Annotated in this window: 16 protein-coding genes; 9 read left to right on the plus strand and 7 right to left on the minus strand. The window is 73.1% G+C overall.

Going from position 1 to position 17,775, the window contains the following annotated elements; genetic code table 11:
• Nucleotides 1–25: 25 nt before the first annotated feature.
• A complete protein-coding gene (locus ACFPZI_RS17220; protein WP_381363932.1) occupies nucleotides 26–625 on the plus strand; it encodes a class I SAM-dependent methyltransferase in 600 nt (199 codons plus the stop codon).
• 435 nt (nucleotides 626–1,060) lie between these two features.
• Here ACFPZI_RS17220 and ACFPZI_RS17225 read toward each other — a convergent pair whose 3' ends face one another.
• Nucleotides 1,061–1,639 carry a restriction endonuclease gene (locus tag ACFPZI_RS17225; protein ID WP_381363934.1) on the minus strand — a complete coding sequence of 193 codons (579 nt, stop codon included), beginning with the start codon at nucleotides 1,637–1,639 and terminating at the stop codon, nucleotides 1,061–1,063.
• Nucleotides 1,640–2,116: 477 nt separating this feature from the next.
• Between ACFPZI_RS17225 and ACFPZI_RS17230 the strand changes: the two genes are divergently transcribed.
• From ACFPZI_RS17230 to ACFPZI_RS17240, 3 genes are all read left to right on the plus strand, one after another.
• Nucleotides 2,117–2,413, plus strand: a complete 297-nt coding sequence (locus ACFPZI_RS17230; RefSeq protein WP_381363935.1) for a hypothetical protein — start codon at nucleotides 2,117–2,119, stop codon at nucleotides 2,411–2,413.
• A gap of 138 nt (nucleotides 2,414–2,551) precedes the next feature.
• Nucleotides 2,552–3,508, plus strand: coding sequence for a hypothetical protein (locus ACFPZI_RS17235; protein ID WP_381363937.1), 957 nt, complete (start codon nucleotides 2,552–2,554; stop codon nucleotides 3,506–3,508).
• Between the two features lie 195 nt (nucleotides 3,509–3,703).
• On the plus strand, nucleotides 3,704–5,086 hold the full coding sequence (locus ACFPZI_RS17240) for a tannase/feruloyl esterase family alpha/beta hydrolase (protein WP_381364105.1): 1,383 nt from the start codon (nucleotides 3,704–3,706) through the stop codon (nucleotides 5,084–5,086).
• Nucleotides 5,087–5,132: 46 nt separating this feature from the next.
• Here ACFPZI_RS17240 and ACFPZI_RS17245 read toward each other — a convergent pair whose 3' ends face one another.
• Entirely contained in the window at nucleotides 5,133–5,315 is a 183-nt protein-coding gene (locus ACFPZI_RS17245; RefSeq protein ID WP_266075280.1) for a hypothetical protein, read from the minus strand.
• Nucleotides 5,316–5,711: 396 nt separating this feature from the next.
• Here ACFPZI_RS17245 and ACFPZI_RS17250 point away from each other — a divergent pair, with 396 nt between their 5' ends.
• Together ACFPZI_RS17250 and ACFPZI_RS17255 are read left to right on the plus strand one after the other, a co-directional pair.
• The gene (locus tag ACFPZI_RS17250; protein WP_381364107.1) at nucleotides 5,712–8,582 is read left to right on the plus strand and encodes a DEAD/DEAH box helicase; all 2,871 of its coding nucleotides are present in this window, start codon (nucleotides 5,712–5,714) and stop codon (nucleotides 8,580–8,582) included.
• Between the two features lie 26 nt (nucleotides 8,583–8,608).
• Complete coding sequence (locus ACFPZI_RS17255; RefSeq protein ID WP_381363939.1) at nucleotides 8,609–10,015, plus strand: SWF or SNF family helicase; 1,407 nt, start codon at nucleotides 8,609–8,611, stop codon at nucleotides 10,013–10,015.
• A gap of 45 nt (nucleotides 10,016–10,060) precedes the next feature.
• Here the strand turns inward: ACFPZI_RS17255 and ACFPZI_RS17260 are convergent, their stop codons facing one another.
• Nucleotides 10,061–10,411 carry a hypothetical protein gene (locus ACFPZI_RS17260; RefSeq protein ID WP_381363940.1) on the minus strand — a complete coding sequence of 117 codons (351 nt, stop codon included), beginning with the start codon at nucleotides 10,409–10,411 and terminating at the stop codon, nucleotides 10,061–10,063.
• A 448-nt stretch (nucleotides 10,412–10,859) separates the two neighbouring features.
• A complete protein-coding gene (xylA, locus tag ACFPZI_RS17265) occupies nucleotides 10,860–12,026 on the minus strand; it encodes a xylose isomerase (protein ID WP_381363941.1) in 1,167 nt (388 codons plus the stop codon).
• A gap of 114 nt (nucleotides 12,027–12,140) precedes the next feature.
• Here xylA and xylB point away from each other — a divergent pair, with 114 nt between their 5' ends.
• Nucleotides 12,141–13,586 (plus strand): xylulokinase, encoded by a 1,446-nt coding sequence (gene xylB, locus ACFPZI_RS17270; protein WP_381363943.1) that lies wholly within the window; start codon nucleotides 12,141–12,143, stop codon nucleotides 13,584–13,586.
• A gap of 75 nt (nucleotides 13,587–13,661) precedes the next feature.
• Nucleotides 13,662–14,900, plus strand: coding sequence for an ROK family protein (locus tag ACFPZI_RS17275; RefSeq protein ID WP_381363945.1), 1,239 nt, complete (start codon nucleotides 13,662–13,664; stop codon nucleotides 14,898–14,900).
• Nucleotides 14,901–15,036: 136 nt separating this feature from the next.
• On the opposite strand, the gene ACFPZI_RS17280 is transcribed toward ACFPZI_RS17275, so the two are convergent.
• The 3 genes from ACFPZI_RS17280 to ACFPZI_RS17290 form a co-directional block, all read right to left on the minus strand.
• Nucleotides 15,037–16,095 (minus strand): hypothetical protein, encoded by a 1,059-nt coding sequence (locus ACFPZI_RS17280; protein ID WP_381363946.1) that lies wholly within the window; start codon nucleotides 16,093–16,095, stop codon nucleotides 15,037–15,039.
• Nucleotides 16,096–16,151: 56 nt separating this feature from the next.
• The gene (locus ACFPZI_RS17285) at nucleotides 16,152–16,736 is read right to left on the minus strand and encodes a TerD family protein (protein WP_381363948.1); all 585 of its coding nucleotides are present in this window, start codon (nucleotides 16,734–16,736) and stop codon (nucleotides 16,152–16,154) included.
• Between the two features lie 128 nt (nucleotides 16,737–16,864).
• Complete coding sequence (locus tag ACFPZI_RS17290) at nucleotides 16,865–17,230, minus strand: DUF4180 domain-containing protein (RefSeq protein ID WP_381363950.1); 366 nt, start codon at nucleotides 17,228–17,230, stop codon at nucleotides 16,865–16,867.
• 96 nt (nucleotides 17,231–17,326) lie between these two features.
• Between ACFPZI_RS17290 and ACFPZI_RS17295 the strand changes: the two genes are divergently transcribed.
• Nucleotides 17,327–17,725, plus strand: coding sequence for a luciferase domain-containing protein (locus tag ACFPZI_RS17295; protein ID WP_381363951.1), 399 nt, complete (start codon nucleotides 17,327–17,329; stop codon nucleotides 17,723–17,725).
• Nucleotides 17,726–17,775: the final 50 nt, after the last annotated feature.

Below are 17,775 nucleotides of genomic sequence, written 5' to 3' on the forward strand. Positions count from 1 at the left end.
CGTCCGGTGGGGGATCATGCCGGGCATGAGCGACGACCACACACATGTCCAGGAGTTCTTCACCGCGCGTGCCGCCGACTGGGACCGCCGCTTCCCCGACGACGGTCCGGCCTACGCGGCGGCGGTGGCCGAGCTGGGGCTGCGCGAGGGCGCCCGGGTGCTCGACGCCGGCTGCGGTACCGGACGAGCCCTGCCACCGTTGCGTGCGGCCGTGGGCCCCTCTGGAACGGTCCTCGGGGCAGATCTGACCCCGGCCATGCTGCGGGAGGCCGCGCGGGCCGGACGGGGCCACGACGGGGTGCTGCTGCTCACCGACGTCTCCGCGCTGCCGCTGCGCTCGGGATCGCTCGACGCCGTGTTCGCGGCGGGCCTGATCGCACACCTGCCCCACCCGGCCGAGAATCTCCGGGAGCTCGCGCGGGTGGCGCGTCCCGGTGGCGTGCTCGCGCTGTTCCACCCGATCGGCCGGGCGGCGCTCGCCGCGCGTCAGGGCCGCTCGATCACGCCGGACGACCTCCGCGCGGAGCCGAACCTCCGTCCGCTGCTGGCCGGTCCGGGCTGGCGCATGACGTCGTACGTCGACGAGGACGCCCGGTTCCTGGCGCTGGCCGTCCGCGCGGGCTGAGCGTCCGCCCTCGCGCCGGGCCTCTCGGTCCGCGTGCCGCACCGGGCAACCCGCAGCCACGGGACCGGGTGCGTGTCCAGGCCCTCCAGCCGGTGACCATTCGGGGGACGGAGCGGCCCGGTACGAATGCGCTGGCGCGGATTCCTCCACCAGAAGGTCGTTGATGCCGAGGGCGAAGCCGCGCCACGGACGGTCCGGAAGTGTCCGCTGCCGCCGGAGGTACGGAACATCCCGGCTGCCTCGGGGCCGTAGAACTCCTCACCGGCCGGAATATGTTCGGTACGGGCCGGCAGCACCCGGGCGATTGTCCCGCCGGCACTTCGCAGCCTGTCGCCAGGAGCTGGATGTTCGGGATGAGCGGCCGCCGGCACTCCTGGTCGTCGATGCGCCGGGCGTGAAGGGGGGAACGCTGTTTACGGCACGGCGGTTCTCCTGTCAGTCGTGGTCCGGGTGGAGCTTGCGGTGGGTGCCGGAGCGGCTGATGTCCAGGTCCAGGAACGAGGTCAGCGGGGTGCCGCTGTTCCAGAAGCCGAGCAGGTTGACGTCGATCAGGCACAGCCGGTGGCGGGCGGCGAACTCGCGGGCCGGCCTGGTGAAGACGCAGGAGGCCACGAAGACGGGTGCGTCGGCGCCGTGTTCGGCGCGAGCCGTGCCGTTGAACGTTTGGATGTCACGGCTCCCGACCGTGCGGTGCTTGGCGTACCGCTTGCACTGGATGACGAAGCGACGGCCGTCGGGCAGGTAACCGGTCACATCGGCTCCGAGGTCACCGGCCCCGCCGACGCGCGTGACGTCGGTGCAGCCGTCCCGGCGGCACAGGTCGGCGACGTACCTCTCGAACTCGCGGTCGTCCATCGCCCAGACCGCGTCCAGCGACCGGCGCGCCTGCCGTCGCGCCTCTTCGGCGAGCCTGGCCCTTTCCGCCCGTGCCTCACGCCGCCCGGCGCGTACCAGGCCTGCAGCGACGGCTGCGGCCACGGCGGCGGCCAACACAACCAGCAGCACTGTCCCCATGCGTTCCGCCCTTCCCTGTTCCCTCCGTCGGAGTGCCGCCTTATTGCTCCCCATTCGGGTACGGGTCCATCCGGCGAGGTGGCGCACGGTGGGGTCACTGTGGCTCGAGGAGCATCCGTCCCCGCAGCGCTCGGCCACCTTCGAGGAGGGAGTCGAGGCGGGCGATGACCTGCGGCCGTGTCCCGGGGAGAGTAGGCAGAGGGCGTCCCGTGACAGCACGGACGACGCGGGTGTCCACCGGCACAAGCACCTGCCCGCGCAGACCTCAGCGGCGTCGAACAGGAGATTCTTCAGGCGCGTGCGCTGTTGAGCCTTGATTCGGTAAACGAGTGAGCTCGAAGGGGACGGTTGAACGGTTCCAGCCGTTCGAAGCGCCTCACCGCGCTGTCCCTTCTGTCTCGGACGCTCCAGCTCTACGGTGAGTGGCAGGATATGAACGTTGGGTGAGGGAAACCGCTCAGGGGGAAGGTGGATCGGATGTGGGACAGGGTTCGCAGGATCGGGGGCAAGGTGGTGGACAACCTGCGCGCGGAGGAGAGGACCGAGCGGGAGGAGCGTCCGCACAATCTGTTCGAGGCCGCCGCGACGTATGTCTCGGCCTGTGTGGAGGACGATCAGGAGCGGATCGACGAGGCGGCCGGCTGGGTGTCGCCGGAGGCGCTGGCGTTCGGGGTGAACGAGTTGGCGTGCCGGGCGGTCATCGCGCTCGCGCGGGAGCGCGACGCGTCTCCGCGGACGGTCGCGCGGGACCTGCTGGGGCTTCCGGCAGTCTGATCCGGCCGGGAGTGCGTGGCCGATTCGCCCCGTCGGGCCGGAGAGCCACGGCTCCGAGTGCGGCTGCGAGGTCGTGACAAGGGGCTCGGGGTCGGATTAGTGTGCGCGCCGGTGGACGAACCCGACGGGGAGGCTGGAATGGCCGGAACGGACGAGGAAGCCGTCGCCGCCGCGGACGACGCGCTCTATGTGCTGACGGCGGCGCTGCTGACGCCGGCGAAGTTCCCGAGCGTGCTGGGTGACGACTACCCGGAGGCGTGCGCGGCGCTCGGTCTCCCCCCGCTCGCCGACGGGTACGGGCTGGTGCTCGGCCAGGACGGTGAGGGCGCCCGGTGGACCGTCGCGGTCGACGACGTGTCGCTGGTCGCCGTCGCGATCGCTTCCTGGGACTGCGGCATGGAACACGATCTGTCTCCGGAGGAGCGCACGGTCGTCGCAGCGCTGCCCGGCTGGCCTCTCGCGGTCGCCGTGGCGGCTCCGAACGTGCCCGCGCCGCACGATCCCGGCCCCGAGGTCGCCGAGGGGCCCGTGCTGGCGCCGCCCGACTCCGACGCCTGGGGGCCGGCGCAGCGGCGTCTGGGCGCCGACGAGATCGCACTCCAGTGGGCGTTCTGGCGGGACCAGGTCGGCGACTCGGCGTTCCCTGTTCGGGACGGCTCCGTGCAGGCCTCCGACAGCGCTGGAGAAGCCGCCGGTGACGGCCCGGCCGACGGCAGTCCGGCCGGCGAGGAACCGGCCGGTGAGAGCACGGCCGCGGAGCAGCCGAGCGAGGGCACCCCGTCCGACGACGGCGCCTCGGCCGACGGCCCGAACGGGCAGCAGACGGGCCACAGCGGCATTCGGCGGGTCCTGGCGGAGGCACGTGCCTACGTCTCCTCGCCGCCGCCGCTCGGCCGGGTCCGCTCGTCCTTCGCCCCGGGCGACGCCCGCACGCTGCGTGCCGACGGGCCCGGCTGGTCCCTGGTGGCCAGGACCGACGACATGGCGTTCGTCCTGCTCGACGACGAACCCGGCGAGGTCCTCCCGGTGGGCAGGGGGCCGGAACTGCCGGGCCTCCTGGAGGGCCTGGACAGGATCGCCGTACGGCCGCTCTGAACCGCGCCCGGCGGGGGCGTCTGTCTCCGCATAAGGTGTGCGCCTGCCTTCGCATGTGGTGTGAACTCCCATGCGAGGGCGCCGTTCCGTAGGGCGCCAACCCATCGATGATGGCAGCGTTGGGCCCGCACCATGGGGCAGCTTCGTGCTCCGTACCGTGCCCTCTTCCGCTTCCCGTCCTTCCTGGAGGCCGCCATGCGCCCGTCCCTCGGCGTTCCGTTGCTCGCCGTCGCCCTCGCGGCGGCAGCCCTCACCGCTCCGGCTCCTGCCGCTGCCGAGGACGAACACTGTGCGCGCCAGGAGCGTGTGCGGGTGCCGGGCGCGGCCCACCAGCGCACCGCCTGTCTGGCCGATCTGACCACCACGGGGCTGGCCGGCACCCCGTACACCGACCTGGCGGACCAGGCGGGACTGATCGCGGCCGCCACCCGGTCGCCGTCCGGAGTGCCCGGCATCCAGGTCGACGGGTACTTCCCGGACTCCTCCCGCTTCAACACGACACACGGCTGGGCGCACGACGCGCAGTTCGTGATCCGGCTGCCCGACCGGTGGAACGGCGGACTGGTCGTCACGGGCGCACCCGGCACCCGCAAGCAGTACGCGACCGACAAGGCCATCTCCGACCGGGTACTGGCCCAGGGATACGCGTACGCCTCGACGGACAAGGGCAACAACGGCGTCGACTTCTACCGTGACGGGGTCCGGCCCGGTGACGCGGTGGCCGAGTGGAACACCCGGACCACGCAGCTCACCCGGGCGACCAAGCGCGCGGTGGCCCACCGCTACGGGCATGCCCCGCGCCGGACGTACATGACCGGCATCTCCAACGGCGGCTATCTCACCCGCTGGCAGCTGGAGAACCAGCCGGAGCTGTACGACGGCGGCGTGGACTGGGAGGGCGCGCTGTGGACCGCCGACGGGACCGGTCTGTTCACCACCCTGCCGGTCACGGTGGCCCGGATGTTCGGCACGGCACGGGACGAGGACCTGCACGCGGTGGGCTTCGCACCGGGCTCCGAGTTCCTGTGGCCGTACCACGAGAAGGCCTACTGGGGTGTCACGCAGAAGATCTACCGCGCCGAGTTCGACCCGGCCTACGATCCCGCTTGCCCGGGGCCCACGGCCGGGACCACGGTGGAGCAGGTCCTGGCGCCGTGCGCGTCCGACGCCACCTACGACTACGCCTCGCGTCCCGCCTCCGTGCACCGCGCCGCGGCCCGGGTGGCGCTGACCGGGCGTATCGGCCGGCCGCTGATCACGCTGCACGGTGATCTGGACGCACTGCTGCCGAAGGCCGCCCACTCCGATGTGTACGCCCGCATGATCGACGCGAAGGGCCGGGGGCCACTGCACCGCTACTACACGGTGCAGGGCGGCACCCACGTCGACGGGCTGTACGACACCCATCCGGACCGGCTGCGGCCGATCCTGCCCTGCTACCGGTCGGCGTTCGACACTCTGACCGCATGGGTGGAGCGCGGAGTCAGGCCGCCCGCGGACCGGACGATCGGCAGGCCCGCGGACGGTGACGTGGTCAACTCCTGCGCGCTGGACGGTGCTGGGGCGGCGGCGCGGTAACAGTGCCCGAGCAGGGGCCCGATCCTCCGGGACGGGCCCCTGCGTCTCAGCGGCCCAGCTCCTTGCGCGAAACGCGGCGCAACCTGCTCCGCTGCGAGGGGTCCAGGGCGAGGTACGCGGCGGCCGGGACTCCCAGGATGATCAGGAGCGCCGCCCACCAGGGCAGCCAGATGAGCAGGATGAGCCCGGCCGCCACACCCCCCGCGGCGATCTTGGCATTCTTTGACATGGTGTCGCCTCCTTCGCGGCCACTGCCGCTCTCTGTCGTGACAACGGCCCCGCGCTCCCGGCGGTTCCGACCGCGACCCTGAGACGTCCCTGAGGTTCGCCCCCAGGGTTCCCCCGGAGGCCGTCGCCGACTCGCCGGATCCTCGGCTCGCCGGCCCCTCGGGACGGAGCACGACCGCGTGTCCATAGTGTCCCGGTTCACATCCCAGGCATACCCGGCCGACCACGGCCGTGCTGTACTCTCGGCGACTCCGGCCCCACTAGTCAAGTTTGATGAATCAAGGATTCCGTGAGCGCTGCGCAGACGACCCCCGTGCTTACCTCCCCCGCCCAGTACGCCGACCTGGCCCGCTGCTCCGCCGTATTCGTACCCGGCGACCCCGCCCGCACCGGCCGCATGGCCTTCTGGCGGCCCGACGGGTCGGCCCCCCCTGTAGTGAACACGGCGCGGGTCGAGGAGCTGACCGTCGTCGTACCCGGCGGCGAGGGGGTGCAGCCGGTGAGCGTCCCCGCGGTGCTGCTGCCGGTGCGTGCCGCCCTGCCCGTCCTCGCGCGCGCACGGGCCTGCGATGACGGGCACCCGGCCGCCGTCTTCTGGGGTGCCGCCGCCGTGCACGCGCTGCGTCTGGTGGCGCGCGGTCTGCTGCTGCCGGGGCTGTCCCCGGCCGGTCACGACGCCTGGCGCACGGGTCCGCTGGACACGGAGGACATTGAGGCCGTGCGCCGGCTCGCCGCCGCGATGCCGCCCGAAGCGCACGCCCAGCCGCTGGACGGCACCGGGCCCCTGCGGCTGCCCGACCCCGAACGGCTGCTGCGCGCCTTCCTCGACGCGGTCGCCGACACCATGCCCCGCTCCCCCGCCGCGCCCCTGGTGACCGGCTCCCCCGCCTTCGCCGTGCCCGAGCCGCAGCACCTGCCCGAACTGCGCGACTGGGCCGCCGACGTCGCCGCGGGCCACGACGCGGGCGTACGCCTGTCGCTGCGCATCGAAGTGCACGGCCTCACCGATCCGGTGAACGCCTGGGACGCGGCCGGGACGACGGAGGCCACGGACGACGCCGACGGCACGGACCTCACGTTCCGGGCCGTGCTCCAAGTGCACGGCGTGAGCGATCCCGCGCTCGTCGCGGACGCCACCGACGTGTGGGCCGGGGCCGCGGAAGGCCAGGACGGCTCGGTCGGCTCAGCCGGCCCGGACGACGGCTTCGGGCCACGGGCCCGGATGGACACGCTGCTCGCGCTGCGCCGGGCCGCCCGCGCCTGGGCCCCGCTCACACCCCTGCTGTCGGCGACCGTGCCCGACGCGGTCGAACTCGCCGACGAGGAGGTCACCGAGCTCCTCGGAGAAGGTGCGAGGGCGCTCGCGGCCGCGGGCGTCGACGTGCACTGGCCCAAGGAGCTGACCCGCGAACTGACCACCCGCGCGGAGATCGGTCCCGCCGGCGAGGAGCGGCCACCCGGCCGGGCAGGCTTCAAGAACGCTTCCCAGCAACCGTCCTTCCTGTCGGCCGACGCGCTGCTCGCCTTCGACTGGTCGTTCGCCCTGGGCGACCGGACGCTCACCCGCGCGGAGCTGGACCGGCTCGCGGAGACCAAACGCCCCGTCGTGCGGCTGCGCGACCAGTGGGTGCTGATCGACCCCCAGGAGATACTCCGCGCCCGCGCGCGCCAGGACCACGAGGTCGCCCCCGTCGACGCGCTCGGCGCGGCCCTGACCGGCTCGGTGGAGGTGGACGGCCGCCGGTTCGAGGTGCGTCCCACCGGCTGGCTGGCGACCCTGCGGGACCGGCTCGCGGACCCCGAGTCCCAGGAGCCCGTCCCGCAGCCCGCGGCCCTCGTCGCCACGCTGCGGGACTACCAGCGGCGCGGGCTGAACTGGCTGGCCCACATGACGTCCGGGGGCCTGGGCTGCTGTCTCGCCGACGACATGGGCCTCGGCAAGACGATCACCCTGATCGCCCTGCATCTGCACCGGCAGTCCGACCCCGCGTCCGCCGGGCCCACCCTCGTGGTCTGCCCGACCTCCCTGATGGGCAACTGGCAGCGGGAGATCGAACGATTCGCGCCGGGCACCCCGGTCCGCCGCTTCCACGGTGCGCGCCGCTCGCTGGACGGCCTGGCCGACGGCGAGTTCGTGCTCACCACGTACGGCACCATGCGCCTGGACGCTCCCCGGCTCGCCGAAGTGTCCTGGGGGATGGTCGTCGCCGACGAGGCGCAGCACGTGAAGAACCCGTACGCGGCGACGGCCCGGCAGTTGCGGTCCATCGGCGCACGCGCGCGCGTGGCGCTCACCGGCACGCCGGTGGAGAACAATCTCTCGGAGCTGTGGGCCATCCTCGACTGGACGACGCCCGGACTGCTGGGCCGGCTCGGCACCTTCCGCAGGCGGTACGCGGATGCCGTGGAGGGTGGGACGGACCCTGCCGCGGCGGAGCGACTGGCCCGGCTGGTACGGCCGTTCCTGCTGCGCCGCCGCAAGTCGGACCCGGGGATCGCGCCCGAGCTGCCGCCGAAGACGGAGACCGATCACGCGGTGTCGCTCACGCAGGAGCAGGCGGCGCTGTACGAGGCCGTGGTCCGCGAGGCCCTGACCGAGCTCTCCGGCACCTCCGGCGTCTCTGGGACCGATGGCATGGCGCGGCGGGGAATGATCGTGAAGCTGTTGACCGGGCTGAAGCAGATCTGCAACCACCCGGCGCAGTTCCTCAAGGAGGAGCGACCCGCGATCGCGGGACGGTCCGGGAAGCTCGAACTGCTCGACGAACTCCTCGACACCGTGCTCGCCGAACAGGCCTGCGCGCTGGTCTTCACGCAGTACGTGCAGATGGCGCGGCTGCTGGAGCGGCACCTCACCGCGCGGGGTGTGCCGTCGCAGTTCCTGCACGGTGGCACACCGGTCGCCGAACGCGAGGCGATGGTGCGGCGCTTCCAGGACGGCGAGGTCCCGGTCTTCCTGCTGTCGCTCAAGGCGGCGGGCACCGGGCTGAACCTCACCCGCGCCGAGCATGTCGTGCACTACGACCGCTGGTGGAATCCCGCCGTGGAGGCGCAGGCCACGGACCGCGCTTACCGCATCGGCCAGACCCGGCCGGTGCAGGTGCACCGGCTGATCGCCGAGGGCACGATCGAGGATCGCATCGCCGAACTGCTGGTCCGCAAGCGCGAGCTGGCGGACGCGGTGCTCGGCTCCGGCGAGGCGGCGCTCACGGAGCTGACGGACGCGGAACTGGCGGATCTGGTGGCACTGCGAGGGGGACCGCGATGACCCGGTACGACGGTGGCGGAGCAGACATGGAAGACACCGACGACTGGTACGAGCCGGAGGGAGCCCCGGTGGGCGGGACCGACCCGGAGGGGACCGACCCGCAGGGAAGCGACGGCGGGGCCGGCGCGGAGCGGACATTCGCCGCGCTGCCTCCCGCGCGGGGACGTGGTTTCGCGCAGACCTGGTGGGGCCGGGCCTGGCTGACGGCGCTGGAGGGCACGGCACTGGACGCCCAGCAGCTCAAGGCGGGCCGCCGGCTCGCCCGCGCGGGAGCGGTCGGCGCCGTGTCCGTACGGCCGGGGCGGATCACTGCCGTCGTGCAGGACCGTGACCGCACGGCGCACCGCGCGGACGTGCTGTTGCAGGAACTGTCCGACGAGCAGTGGGACCGCTTCCTGGACATGGCCGTCGAGCGGGCCGGGCACGTGGCGGCGCTGCTCGACCGGGAGATGCCGCCGCATCTGATGGAGGACGCGGAACTGGCCGGGGTCGAACTGCTGCCGGGCCTGGGCGATCTGGAGCCGGAGTGCGACTGCGGAGCGTGGGACCACTGCGGTCACACGGCGGCGCTCTGCTACCAGGTGGCCCGGCTGCTGGACCATGACCCGTTCGTCCTGCTCCTGGTACGGGGGCGCGGTGAGCGCGCCCTGCTGGACGCGCTCCAGTCGCGTGGCGGGCCGCCGACCGCCTCCGGGAAGCGGCCGTGGCCGGAGGGTGTGGACGCGGCCGAGGCGTTCGCGGTGGGCGGCATCCGGCCCGCGCTGCCCAGCGTTCCGCCGCTCCCCGCGGAGCCGGGGGTGCCGCCGTCTCTGGACACGGCCGAGCCGCCCACTGCCGGAGTCGACCCGTCCGCCCTGGAGTTCCTCGCCGCGCGGACCGCCGTACAGGCCCACCGTCTGCTGGCGGAGGCGCTCCGGGACGGGCATGAACGGCGCCCGGCGGCGCCGGAACCAACGGTGGCGCGGGACGCGGTGCGACTGGCCGCCGGTGAGCCCCCGCGCGCCATGACGGCCCGGCTCGCCGACGGTTCGGGCCGTGGCCGGGAAGGCCTGGCGGTGGCGGTGCGGGCCTGGCGCCAGGGCGGTGCGGCGGCGCTGACCGTGCTCGACGAGGAGTGGACGGTGGACGCCGAGGCCCTCGCACGCGCGCGTGCCGCCCTCCAGTCGGCCTGGGCCGAGAGCGACGAGGCCGAGCGGCCGGTGTTCCGGGCCCGCGCCAACCGCTGGACCCTCGACGGCGGGCGGATCCAGCTGCGACTCGGGCGCGACGGCCGCTGGTGGCCGTACCGCAAGGAGCGCGGCCGTTGGGTCCCGGCCGGAGGCGCCGCCCAGGACCCGGCAACAGCCCTGGCCACAGCGGGCTCGGAGGCGCGAACGGAGGCGCGCGCGGAGCCGGGGACGGACGCGGCGGCGGATCGGCCCTCCGGAACGTAGCCCTCCCGGAGCACCGCCGCACCGCCCCTGGTACACCCACTCGGTTCAGCGCAGCGCGGCCTCCCCCAGGGACGGCGGAAGCGATTCGAGGCCGCTCGGCAGGTGGCTGGGCACGCCGCTCGGCAGGTCGGAGGGCAGATCCGGCAGCTCGGTCGGCAGCAGGCTCTCCAGGCCGCTGGGCAGCTCGCTCGGGAAGTCCGAGGGAAGTTCGGTGGGGAAGCCGGACGGCAGCAGGCTCTCCAGATCACTGGGGAGTTCGGACGGGATGCCCGGGGACGGCTCCGGCGAGCCGTCGGTCCGGCTCCCTGTGGGCTGGTCGTCCGGCGAGTCGTCGTCTCCCGACGCCATCAGCACGATGACGATGACGGCCGCCACGGCCACGATCGCGGCGAGCACGATGAGCAGAAGATTCCGGCGCCCGCCGGGCCCGCGCCCCGAGCCGCCTCCGTCGTCGGGCGGGCCCGGCGGCGGAGGGGGGTCCTGTGGCGGCGGTGCACCGCCGTACGAGGGAGGTCCGAAGCCGCCGCCCGGGGGCGGCGTGTCACCCGGCGAACCGGGCGGCTGGGGCGGTACCGGTGGCGTGGCCATACCGACCATGGTCGCCTCGGACCCATTCTTGCGCGAGTATCCCGCACGGAATTCGCCACGGAGTCGGACGTCGGATTCCGGGTTCGGGGCCGGAAATCGGTGCCGGACGGGCTCCGCGCGGAGACCGTCCGGTACCGCGCGGAGAGGCGCGGCCGATGCGCGAAAGCACCACGTCGGCCGCGCCCACATGCCCGCCTCCGCGTCCGCGTCCGCGGCAGACCCTGGCAGCTCTCCGGGAACTCCCGGAGCCGGGAACTCAGCCCCGGGCGCCCAGCAGGTGATCCATCGCCAGCTGGTCGAGGCGCTCGAAGCCCATCCCGCGCGCGGCGGCGGTGTCGGCGTCGAAGTCCTCGAAGGCGGACCGGTCGCCGAGCAGGGCCTGGAGGCCGTCGGCCGCCGTGGGCTCGGCCAGCTGGTCCAGGCGGGCCGCGCGCAGCGCCTCCTGCACCTCGGGGTCGGAACGGAAGGCGGCCGCGCGGTCCTTGAGGATGAGGTAGTTGCGCATGCAGCCGGCCGCCGAGGCCCACACACCGTCGAGGTCCTCGGTCCGCGGCGGCTTGAAGTCGAAGTGCTTCGGGCCGCTGTAGCCGGCCGTCTCCAGCAGGTCCACCAGCCAGAACGCGGCGCGCAGGTCACCGGCGCCGAACCGGAGGTCCTGGTCGTACTTGATGCCGGACTGGCCGTTGAGGTCGATGTGGAACAGCTTGCCGGCCCACAGCGCCTGCGCGATGCCGTGCGGGAAGTTCAGCCCGGCCATCTGCTCGTGGCCGACCTCGGGGTTGACGCCGTACAGCTCGGGCCGCTCCAGGCGCTCGATGAACGCCAGGGCGTGGCCGACGGTCGGCAGCAGGATGTCGCCGCGCGGCTCGTTCGGCTTGGGCTCGATGGCGAAGCGGATGTCGTAGCCCTGGGAGGTGACGTACTCGCCGAGCAGGTCGAAGGCCTCCTTCATCCGGTCCAGGGCGACCCGTACGTCCTTGGCGGCACCGGACTCGGCGCCCTCACGGCCGCCCCAGGCCACATACACCTCGGCGCCGAGCTCGACCGCGAGGTCGATGTTGCGGATGGTCTTGCGCAGCGCGTAGCGGCGCACGTCACGGTCGTTGGCGGTGAACGCGCCGTCCTTGAACACCGGGTGGGTGAACAGGTTGGTCGTCGCCATCGGCACCTTCATGCCGGTGGAGTCCAGCGCCTGGCGGAACCGCTTGATGTGTCCCTCGCGCTCGCTGTCGCTCGAGCCGAACGGGATCAGGTCGTCGTCGTGGAAGGTGACACCGTGGGCGCCCAGCTCGGACAGGCGCTGCACCGACTCGACCGGGTCGAGGGCGCGTCGGGTGGCGTCACCGAACGGGTCCCGTCCCTGCCAGCCGACGGTCCACAGGCCGAAGGTGAACCTGTCCTCGGGGGTGGGCTGGTAGTTCATGCCGCGGCTCCTTACTCGCTGAGACTATTTCGTCATGGCGATTTACAAATTAGTATGCAGCAGCATCTCTGGGAAGATGGTCAGCCCGCCGAGCCGCGTTAGAGGGAGAAACCGATGTCAGCAGCCGAGGGTCCGCTCGTCGTCGGCGTGGACACGTCCACCCAGTCCACCAAGGCACTGGTCGTCGACGTGGCCACCGGACGGGTCGTCGCGAGCGGCCAGGCACCGCACACGGTGACCTCGGGTGCGGGCCGCGAGAGCGATCCCCGTCAGTGGTGGGACGCCCTGACGGAGGCGCTGCGCCAGTGCGGTCAGGCGGCGCACGAGGCCGCCGCGGTGTCGATCGGCGGCCAGCAGCACGGGCTGGTCGCTCTGGACACCCACGGCGAGCCGGTGCGCCCGGCGCTGCTGTGGAACGACGTGCGCTCCGCGCCCCAGGCCCACCGGCTGACCGAGGAGCTGGGCGGCGCGAAGTTCTGGGCCGAGCGCACCGGAAGCGTGCCGGCCGCCTCCTTCACGGTCACCAAGTGGGCCTGGCTGGCGGAACACGAGCCGGAGTCGGTCCGTGCCGCCAAGGCCGTCCGGCTCCCCCACGACTACCTGACCGAACGGCTCACCGGGCAGGGCACGACCGACCGCGGCGACGCCTCCGGTACCGGCTGGTGGGCCTCCGGGACCGAGGCGTACGACGAGGAGATCCTCGCGCACGTGGGGCTGGACCCGGCGCTGCTCCCCCGGGTCGTGCGCCCCGGCGAGGTGGCCGGGACCGTGCGCGCGAGCCATGACCTGCCGTTCTCCAAGGGCACCCTGGTGGCGTGCGGCACCGGGGACAACGCGGCTGCCGCGCTGGGGCTTGGCATACGACCCGGCACGCCGGTGATGAGCCTCGGCACCTCGGGCACGGTGTACGCGGTGTCGCGGCGGCGGCCCGCCGATCCGACCGGCATCGTGGCGGGCTTCGCCGACGCGCGCGGCGACTGGCTGCCGCTCGCCTGCACGCTCAACTGCACCCTCGCCGTGGACCGGGTCGCGACGCTGCTGGGCCTGGACCGCGAGGCCGTCGAGCCGGGCACCGGCGTCACGCTCCTGCCCTTCCTGGACGGCGAGCGCACCCCGAACCTGCCGAACGCGTCCGGTCTGCTGCACGGGCTGCGCCACGACACGACCGGTGGCCAGCTGCTCCAGGCCGCCTACGACGGTGCCGTGCACTCGCTGCTGGGCGCGCTGGACCGCGTGGTCGACGAGGACGCGGACCCGTCGGCGCCCCTGCTGCTGATCGGCGGCGGCGCGCGGGGCGCGGCCTGGCAGCAGACCGTACGGCGGCTGTCGGGGCGGCCCGTGCAGGTGCCCGAGGCGCGGGAGCTGGTCGCACTGGGGGCGGCGGCGCAGGCGGCCGGTCTGCTCACCGGCGAGGACCCGGCCGCGGTCGCCCGCCGCTGGGACACGGCCGCGGGGCCGGTGCTGGAGGCGGTGGAGCGGGACGAGGGAACGCTGGCCAGGATCGCCGGGGTACTCTCCGACGCGGCCCCGCTCCTGGAGCGCGGCACGGACACCGCCTGACGACCAAGAACCGATTCACGACCGATTCAGGACCGACCGGGAACGACCCGGCCCCGACCGAGGACTGACGGAGGCATGAGCGCACCGCTGCACGAGGCCCGCCCGGCCGGCCCGGGGCGGGTACTGCCCTCGACCGGTCCGGAGCGACGCGCGCTGCCCGACACCCAGCAGGGCATGCGCCGCCGCAATCTCTCGCGGGTGATGCACACCGTCAGCGCCGAGGGGCCGCTGTCCCGGGCCGCCGTCGCCTCACGCATCGGCCTGACCAGGGCGGCGGTGTCCACCCTGGTGGACGAGCTCGTCCGCTCGGGCCTGCTGGAGGAACTGGGCCCCGAGCGGCCCGGCCGCGTGGGCCGGCCCGGCTCGGCACTCGCCGTCAGCGGGCGCGGTCCGGCCGGGATCGGCGCCGAGGTCGGCGTCGACCATCTCGCGGTCTGCGCGGTCGACCTGCGCGGAGAGATCCGGTCACGGGCCGTGCGGCTGGTCCCGAACCGCGGCCGTTCCCCCGAGACGGTGCTCCGGGAGCTGACCGCGTTGCTGCTCCGGGCCGTCGGCGCGATCGAGGACGAGGGTCTGTGGCCGGCCGGGCTGACCGTGGCCGTACCGGGCCTGGTGGCACGCGACGCACGGACTGTCGTCCGCGCGCCGAACCTGGGCTGGCACGACACCGACCTCGGCGCCCTGCTCCCGGCACGGTTCCCGCTGACCGTGGCCAACGAGGCCAACTGCGGCGGGCTGGCCGAACTCTGGCTCGGCGAGGGCGCCCCGCGCGACTTCCTCCATGTGTCGGCCGAGATCGGCATCGGCGCCGCAGTGGTCGTGGACGGGCAACTGCTGCTCGGAAACCGCGGCTTCGCGGGCGAGTTGGGCCATGTGCCGGTCCGGCCCGACGGCCCTGAGTGCGCGTGCGGCGGCCGCGGCTGCCTGGAGCAGTACGCCGGCGAGGAGGCGGTGCTGCGCGCCGCCGGCCTGGAGCCCGGCGAGGACCGCGTGGGCCTGCTCGCGGGCCGCGCCGAGCAGGGCGACCCCGCCGTACGACGTGCCCTGCACGACGCGGGAACGGCGCTGGGCATCGCGCTGACCGGGGCGGTCAACCTCCTGGACCCCGAGAGCGTCGTCCTGGGCGGCGCGCTGTCCGGGCTCGCCCCCTGGCTGCTGCCGTCGCTCCGCTCCGAACTGGCCCGCCGCACGGCGGGCCCGGCCTGCCCCGTCTCGGTGTCCCTCCTGGGCCCCGAGGGTCCCCTGCTGGGCGCGGCCCACTCGGTGATCCGGGGAGTCCTGGACGACCCCGCGTCCGTCGCCGAACGGGCTTGAGCCGAACTGTCCGGCCGGCCCGGGGCCGTTCGGTCCGCCGCAGAGTGTGGTCGCCGGTTGTCAGGGACGCCTGGTTACCGGCTGTTGTCGCCGGGGCGGGGTGAGGAAGAGACCGATATCCCTGGTGGCCCCGCGGCTAGTCCCCGCCGCCACCGCCGTCACCGCCGCCTCCGCCACCGTCGTCGCCGCCTCCGCCACCGCCGTCGTCCGAGCCCCAGCCGTCGTGGCCGCCGGGCTCGTTGTCGTCCCTCCCCCTGCCGAGGTTGCTGAACCAGGGGTGGCCCCACGACGCGTCATCGGCGCCGGCCGACTCGTAGCCGTCCCCCGCGCGGCGCTCCGACCGGAACCGGGCCGAACCGGTCGTGTCCCCCAGCCCGAAGGCGACGGCGAAGACCTGCGCCATGACGGCGTCCAGCGGGTCGTGGCTCTCGTACCGCACGGGGGCCAGCGGCAGCAGTACCGTGTCCTTCTCCGGCTCCGGCCAACGCGAGGGCTGCGCCAGGAGGGCGACACGCCGTTCGTCGCGCAGAAGCCACGAACTCTCCGCGTCCTTCCTCGACAGCACCCAGTGCCGGTCGGGCAGTCGCACTTCCACGGAACTCTTGGACTTGCGCACTTTCTTCCGGAGAACCAGTTCCGCGGCGACGTCGCCGACGGTCAGCCGCAGCCCTTTGTCCGGCTCGGAGCTGTCGCGGTGGAAGCCGCGCGGCGCCCGTATCCGTACGACGGGCGCGCCCGGCCCCCACACGTCCACACGCACCAGCCGTCGGTCCACGGTGACGGTGACCGGCCCGGCGGGCCCTTGCGCGAACCGCCGCGCGATCCACAGCGGCACCCCCTCGGCGCGGGCCCGGGCCGCCAGAGCGGCCACCTGGTCGGGCCCACCGCACCGCCGGACCGCCAGTTCCCCGAGCGTGCGGGCGAACTCCGTGGCCTGTCGCACCTTCAAGGGCGTGGTCGTGCCGGTGACGCGGGTCACCGGCACGGCCCCAGCCCCGTCCGGCAGCCATTCCAAGGGGCGTTCCGTCCCGCCGCCTCCGAGCCAGAATCCGCGGTGGAACGCCTCAGCCATGGCGCCGAGGTTCAGCTCGCCCAACGGCGTGATCCTGCCACCCCTGCGCAGCCGGTCCTCGGTCAGTTCCACGGTCCGTACCAGCGGATTCCTCGACCGCTCACCGTAGAGCACCTGGCTCACCACGGCCCCGCCGCCCCCCATATCCACGCAGCCGGCTCGGCCGGCCCCCGTTCTCGCTACTTGCTGACAGCGAACCGCATCAGGGCATGCTCGTCACCCTGCTTGATCTTGCCCGTCACATTGATCACCTCGAGCTTCCACGTGCCACCGACCCGGATCGCCTTGGCCACGGCGCAGCAGTTGTCCTGGGTGAGCATGCTCGGCCAGATGTCGGCGACCTGCTGGGTGCTGCCCCCGGTGGCGTCGTAGACCTTGAAACTGATGTTGCGCGCCTTCTGGAAGGCGCTGCCCTTCTTGTAGGCGGCGGCGACGAACACGATCGACGTGATGTTGGACGGGACCCGGGCGAACTCGACGGTCACCGTCTCGTCGTCCCCGTCGCCGTGTCCCGTCTGGTTGTCTCCGCTGTGGACCAGCGAGCCGTTGCCCAGTGGGTCGAGCGAGTCGAGACCCGCGAGGCGTACCGGGTCCCCGCCCTGCATGGCAATGGCGATCAGGTCGAGGTCTGTGCCGGTCTTGCGGCGCAGCTTGCCCAGCACCCCGCCGCTGCTGCCGGCGGTCGGGTCCCAGGAGGCCCCGATGGACAGGTGGGTCACTCCGTCCAGGTCTGCCGGGCCGTCTTCCTTCGTAAGCGTGATCATGAGTGAGTCATCCTTCATCAAGACGGACTACGACACGCAAAGTGTGCCCGATGCCCCGCCCGCCCCCTGCGACCGGCCCCAGGGAGGGAGGGCGGGGCCTCCTGTCAGCAGGGCTCCTGCCGACACTCTCAGGCCAGCCGCGCCTCGAGTTCCGCACGGTCGGGGACGAACCAGAGTTGATTGCCCCGGTTCGCCTCGCGCACGAAGTCGCGGAGGGCATCACTGCCGTCCATGTGGGAGGCGATGTCGCCGATGATCGCCAGGCGGATGCGGTAGTTGACGAACTTCTGCGCGACCTCACCGGCAACGCCCGAGCGCAGGGCGAAGAAGTCGTCCGCCACCCGCTCGACCGGGACGGCCACCATGTCGGCCTGACACCCCAGGGCATCACCGATCAGATCGAGGGCGGTCTGGCCGCCGCTCAGTTTCGATCCGTCCTTGTCGCACACGAGAACGGAGACTCCGTGCATGGTCGTGAGGTGACTGCCTGTCATGATGTGATCATACGCGTGGGGGTGCGTCGCCTCACTGATCGATTACGAAACGCCCAACCACTGGTTGCCGCACGGTGAGCAGGACACTATGAGGCCATGACACCGGCGCAGCAAGCCATGGAGCGACTTCGGGCCTGGCCCGATCTCACCGCCTGCAAGGCGGGGTGCGGTACCGGACAGGCTCTCCTTTTCGCCCGGGACGAGGTCGTCCACTTCCACACAGGACGGGATGTCGACCTCCACCTGACCCGCCGCGCCATCCAGCGCTTCCGCTACGACCTGAGCGCCTCGACCGCGATCCAACTGGTCCCGGGTTCGAACTGGGTGACGGTGCATCTGGACTGCGCCACCGACATCGACCTGCTGCTGACCCTGGTGAGCGTCGCCCTCAAGGCCCACCAGGCCTCCCCTCTCCCCTCCCCCGCACCGACGGCCTCCGGGTGCAATTTCCACCGGGTCACGGTGTTGTCGCGCGACCCGGTGACCGAACGCTGAGGAGACGCCCGCCCCTTGGCCGATCAGGGACCTCCGGCGTCGGCGGCCCT

Origin of the sequence: Streptomyces chlorus (assembly GCF_042655885.1) — a bacterium.
Lineage (GTDB): Bacteria > Actinomycetota > Actinomycetes > Streptomycetales > Streptomycetaceae > Streptomyces > Streptomyces chlorus.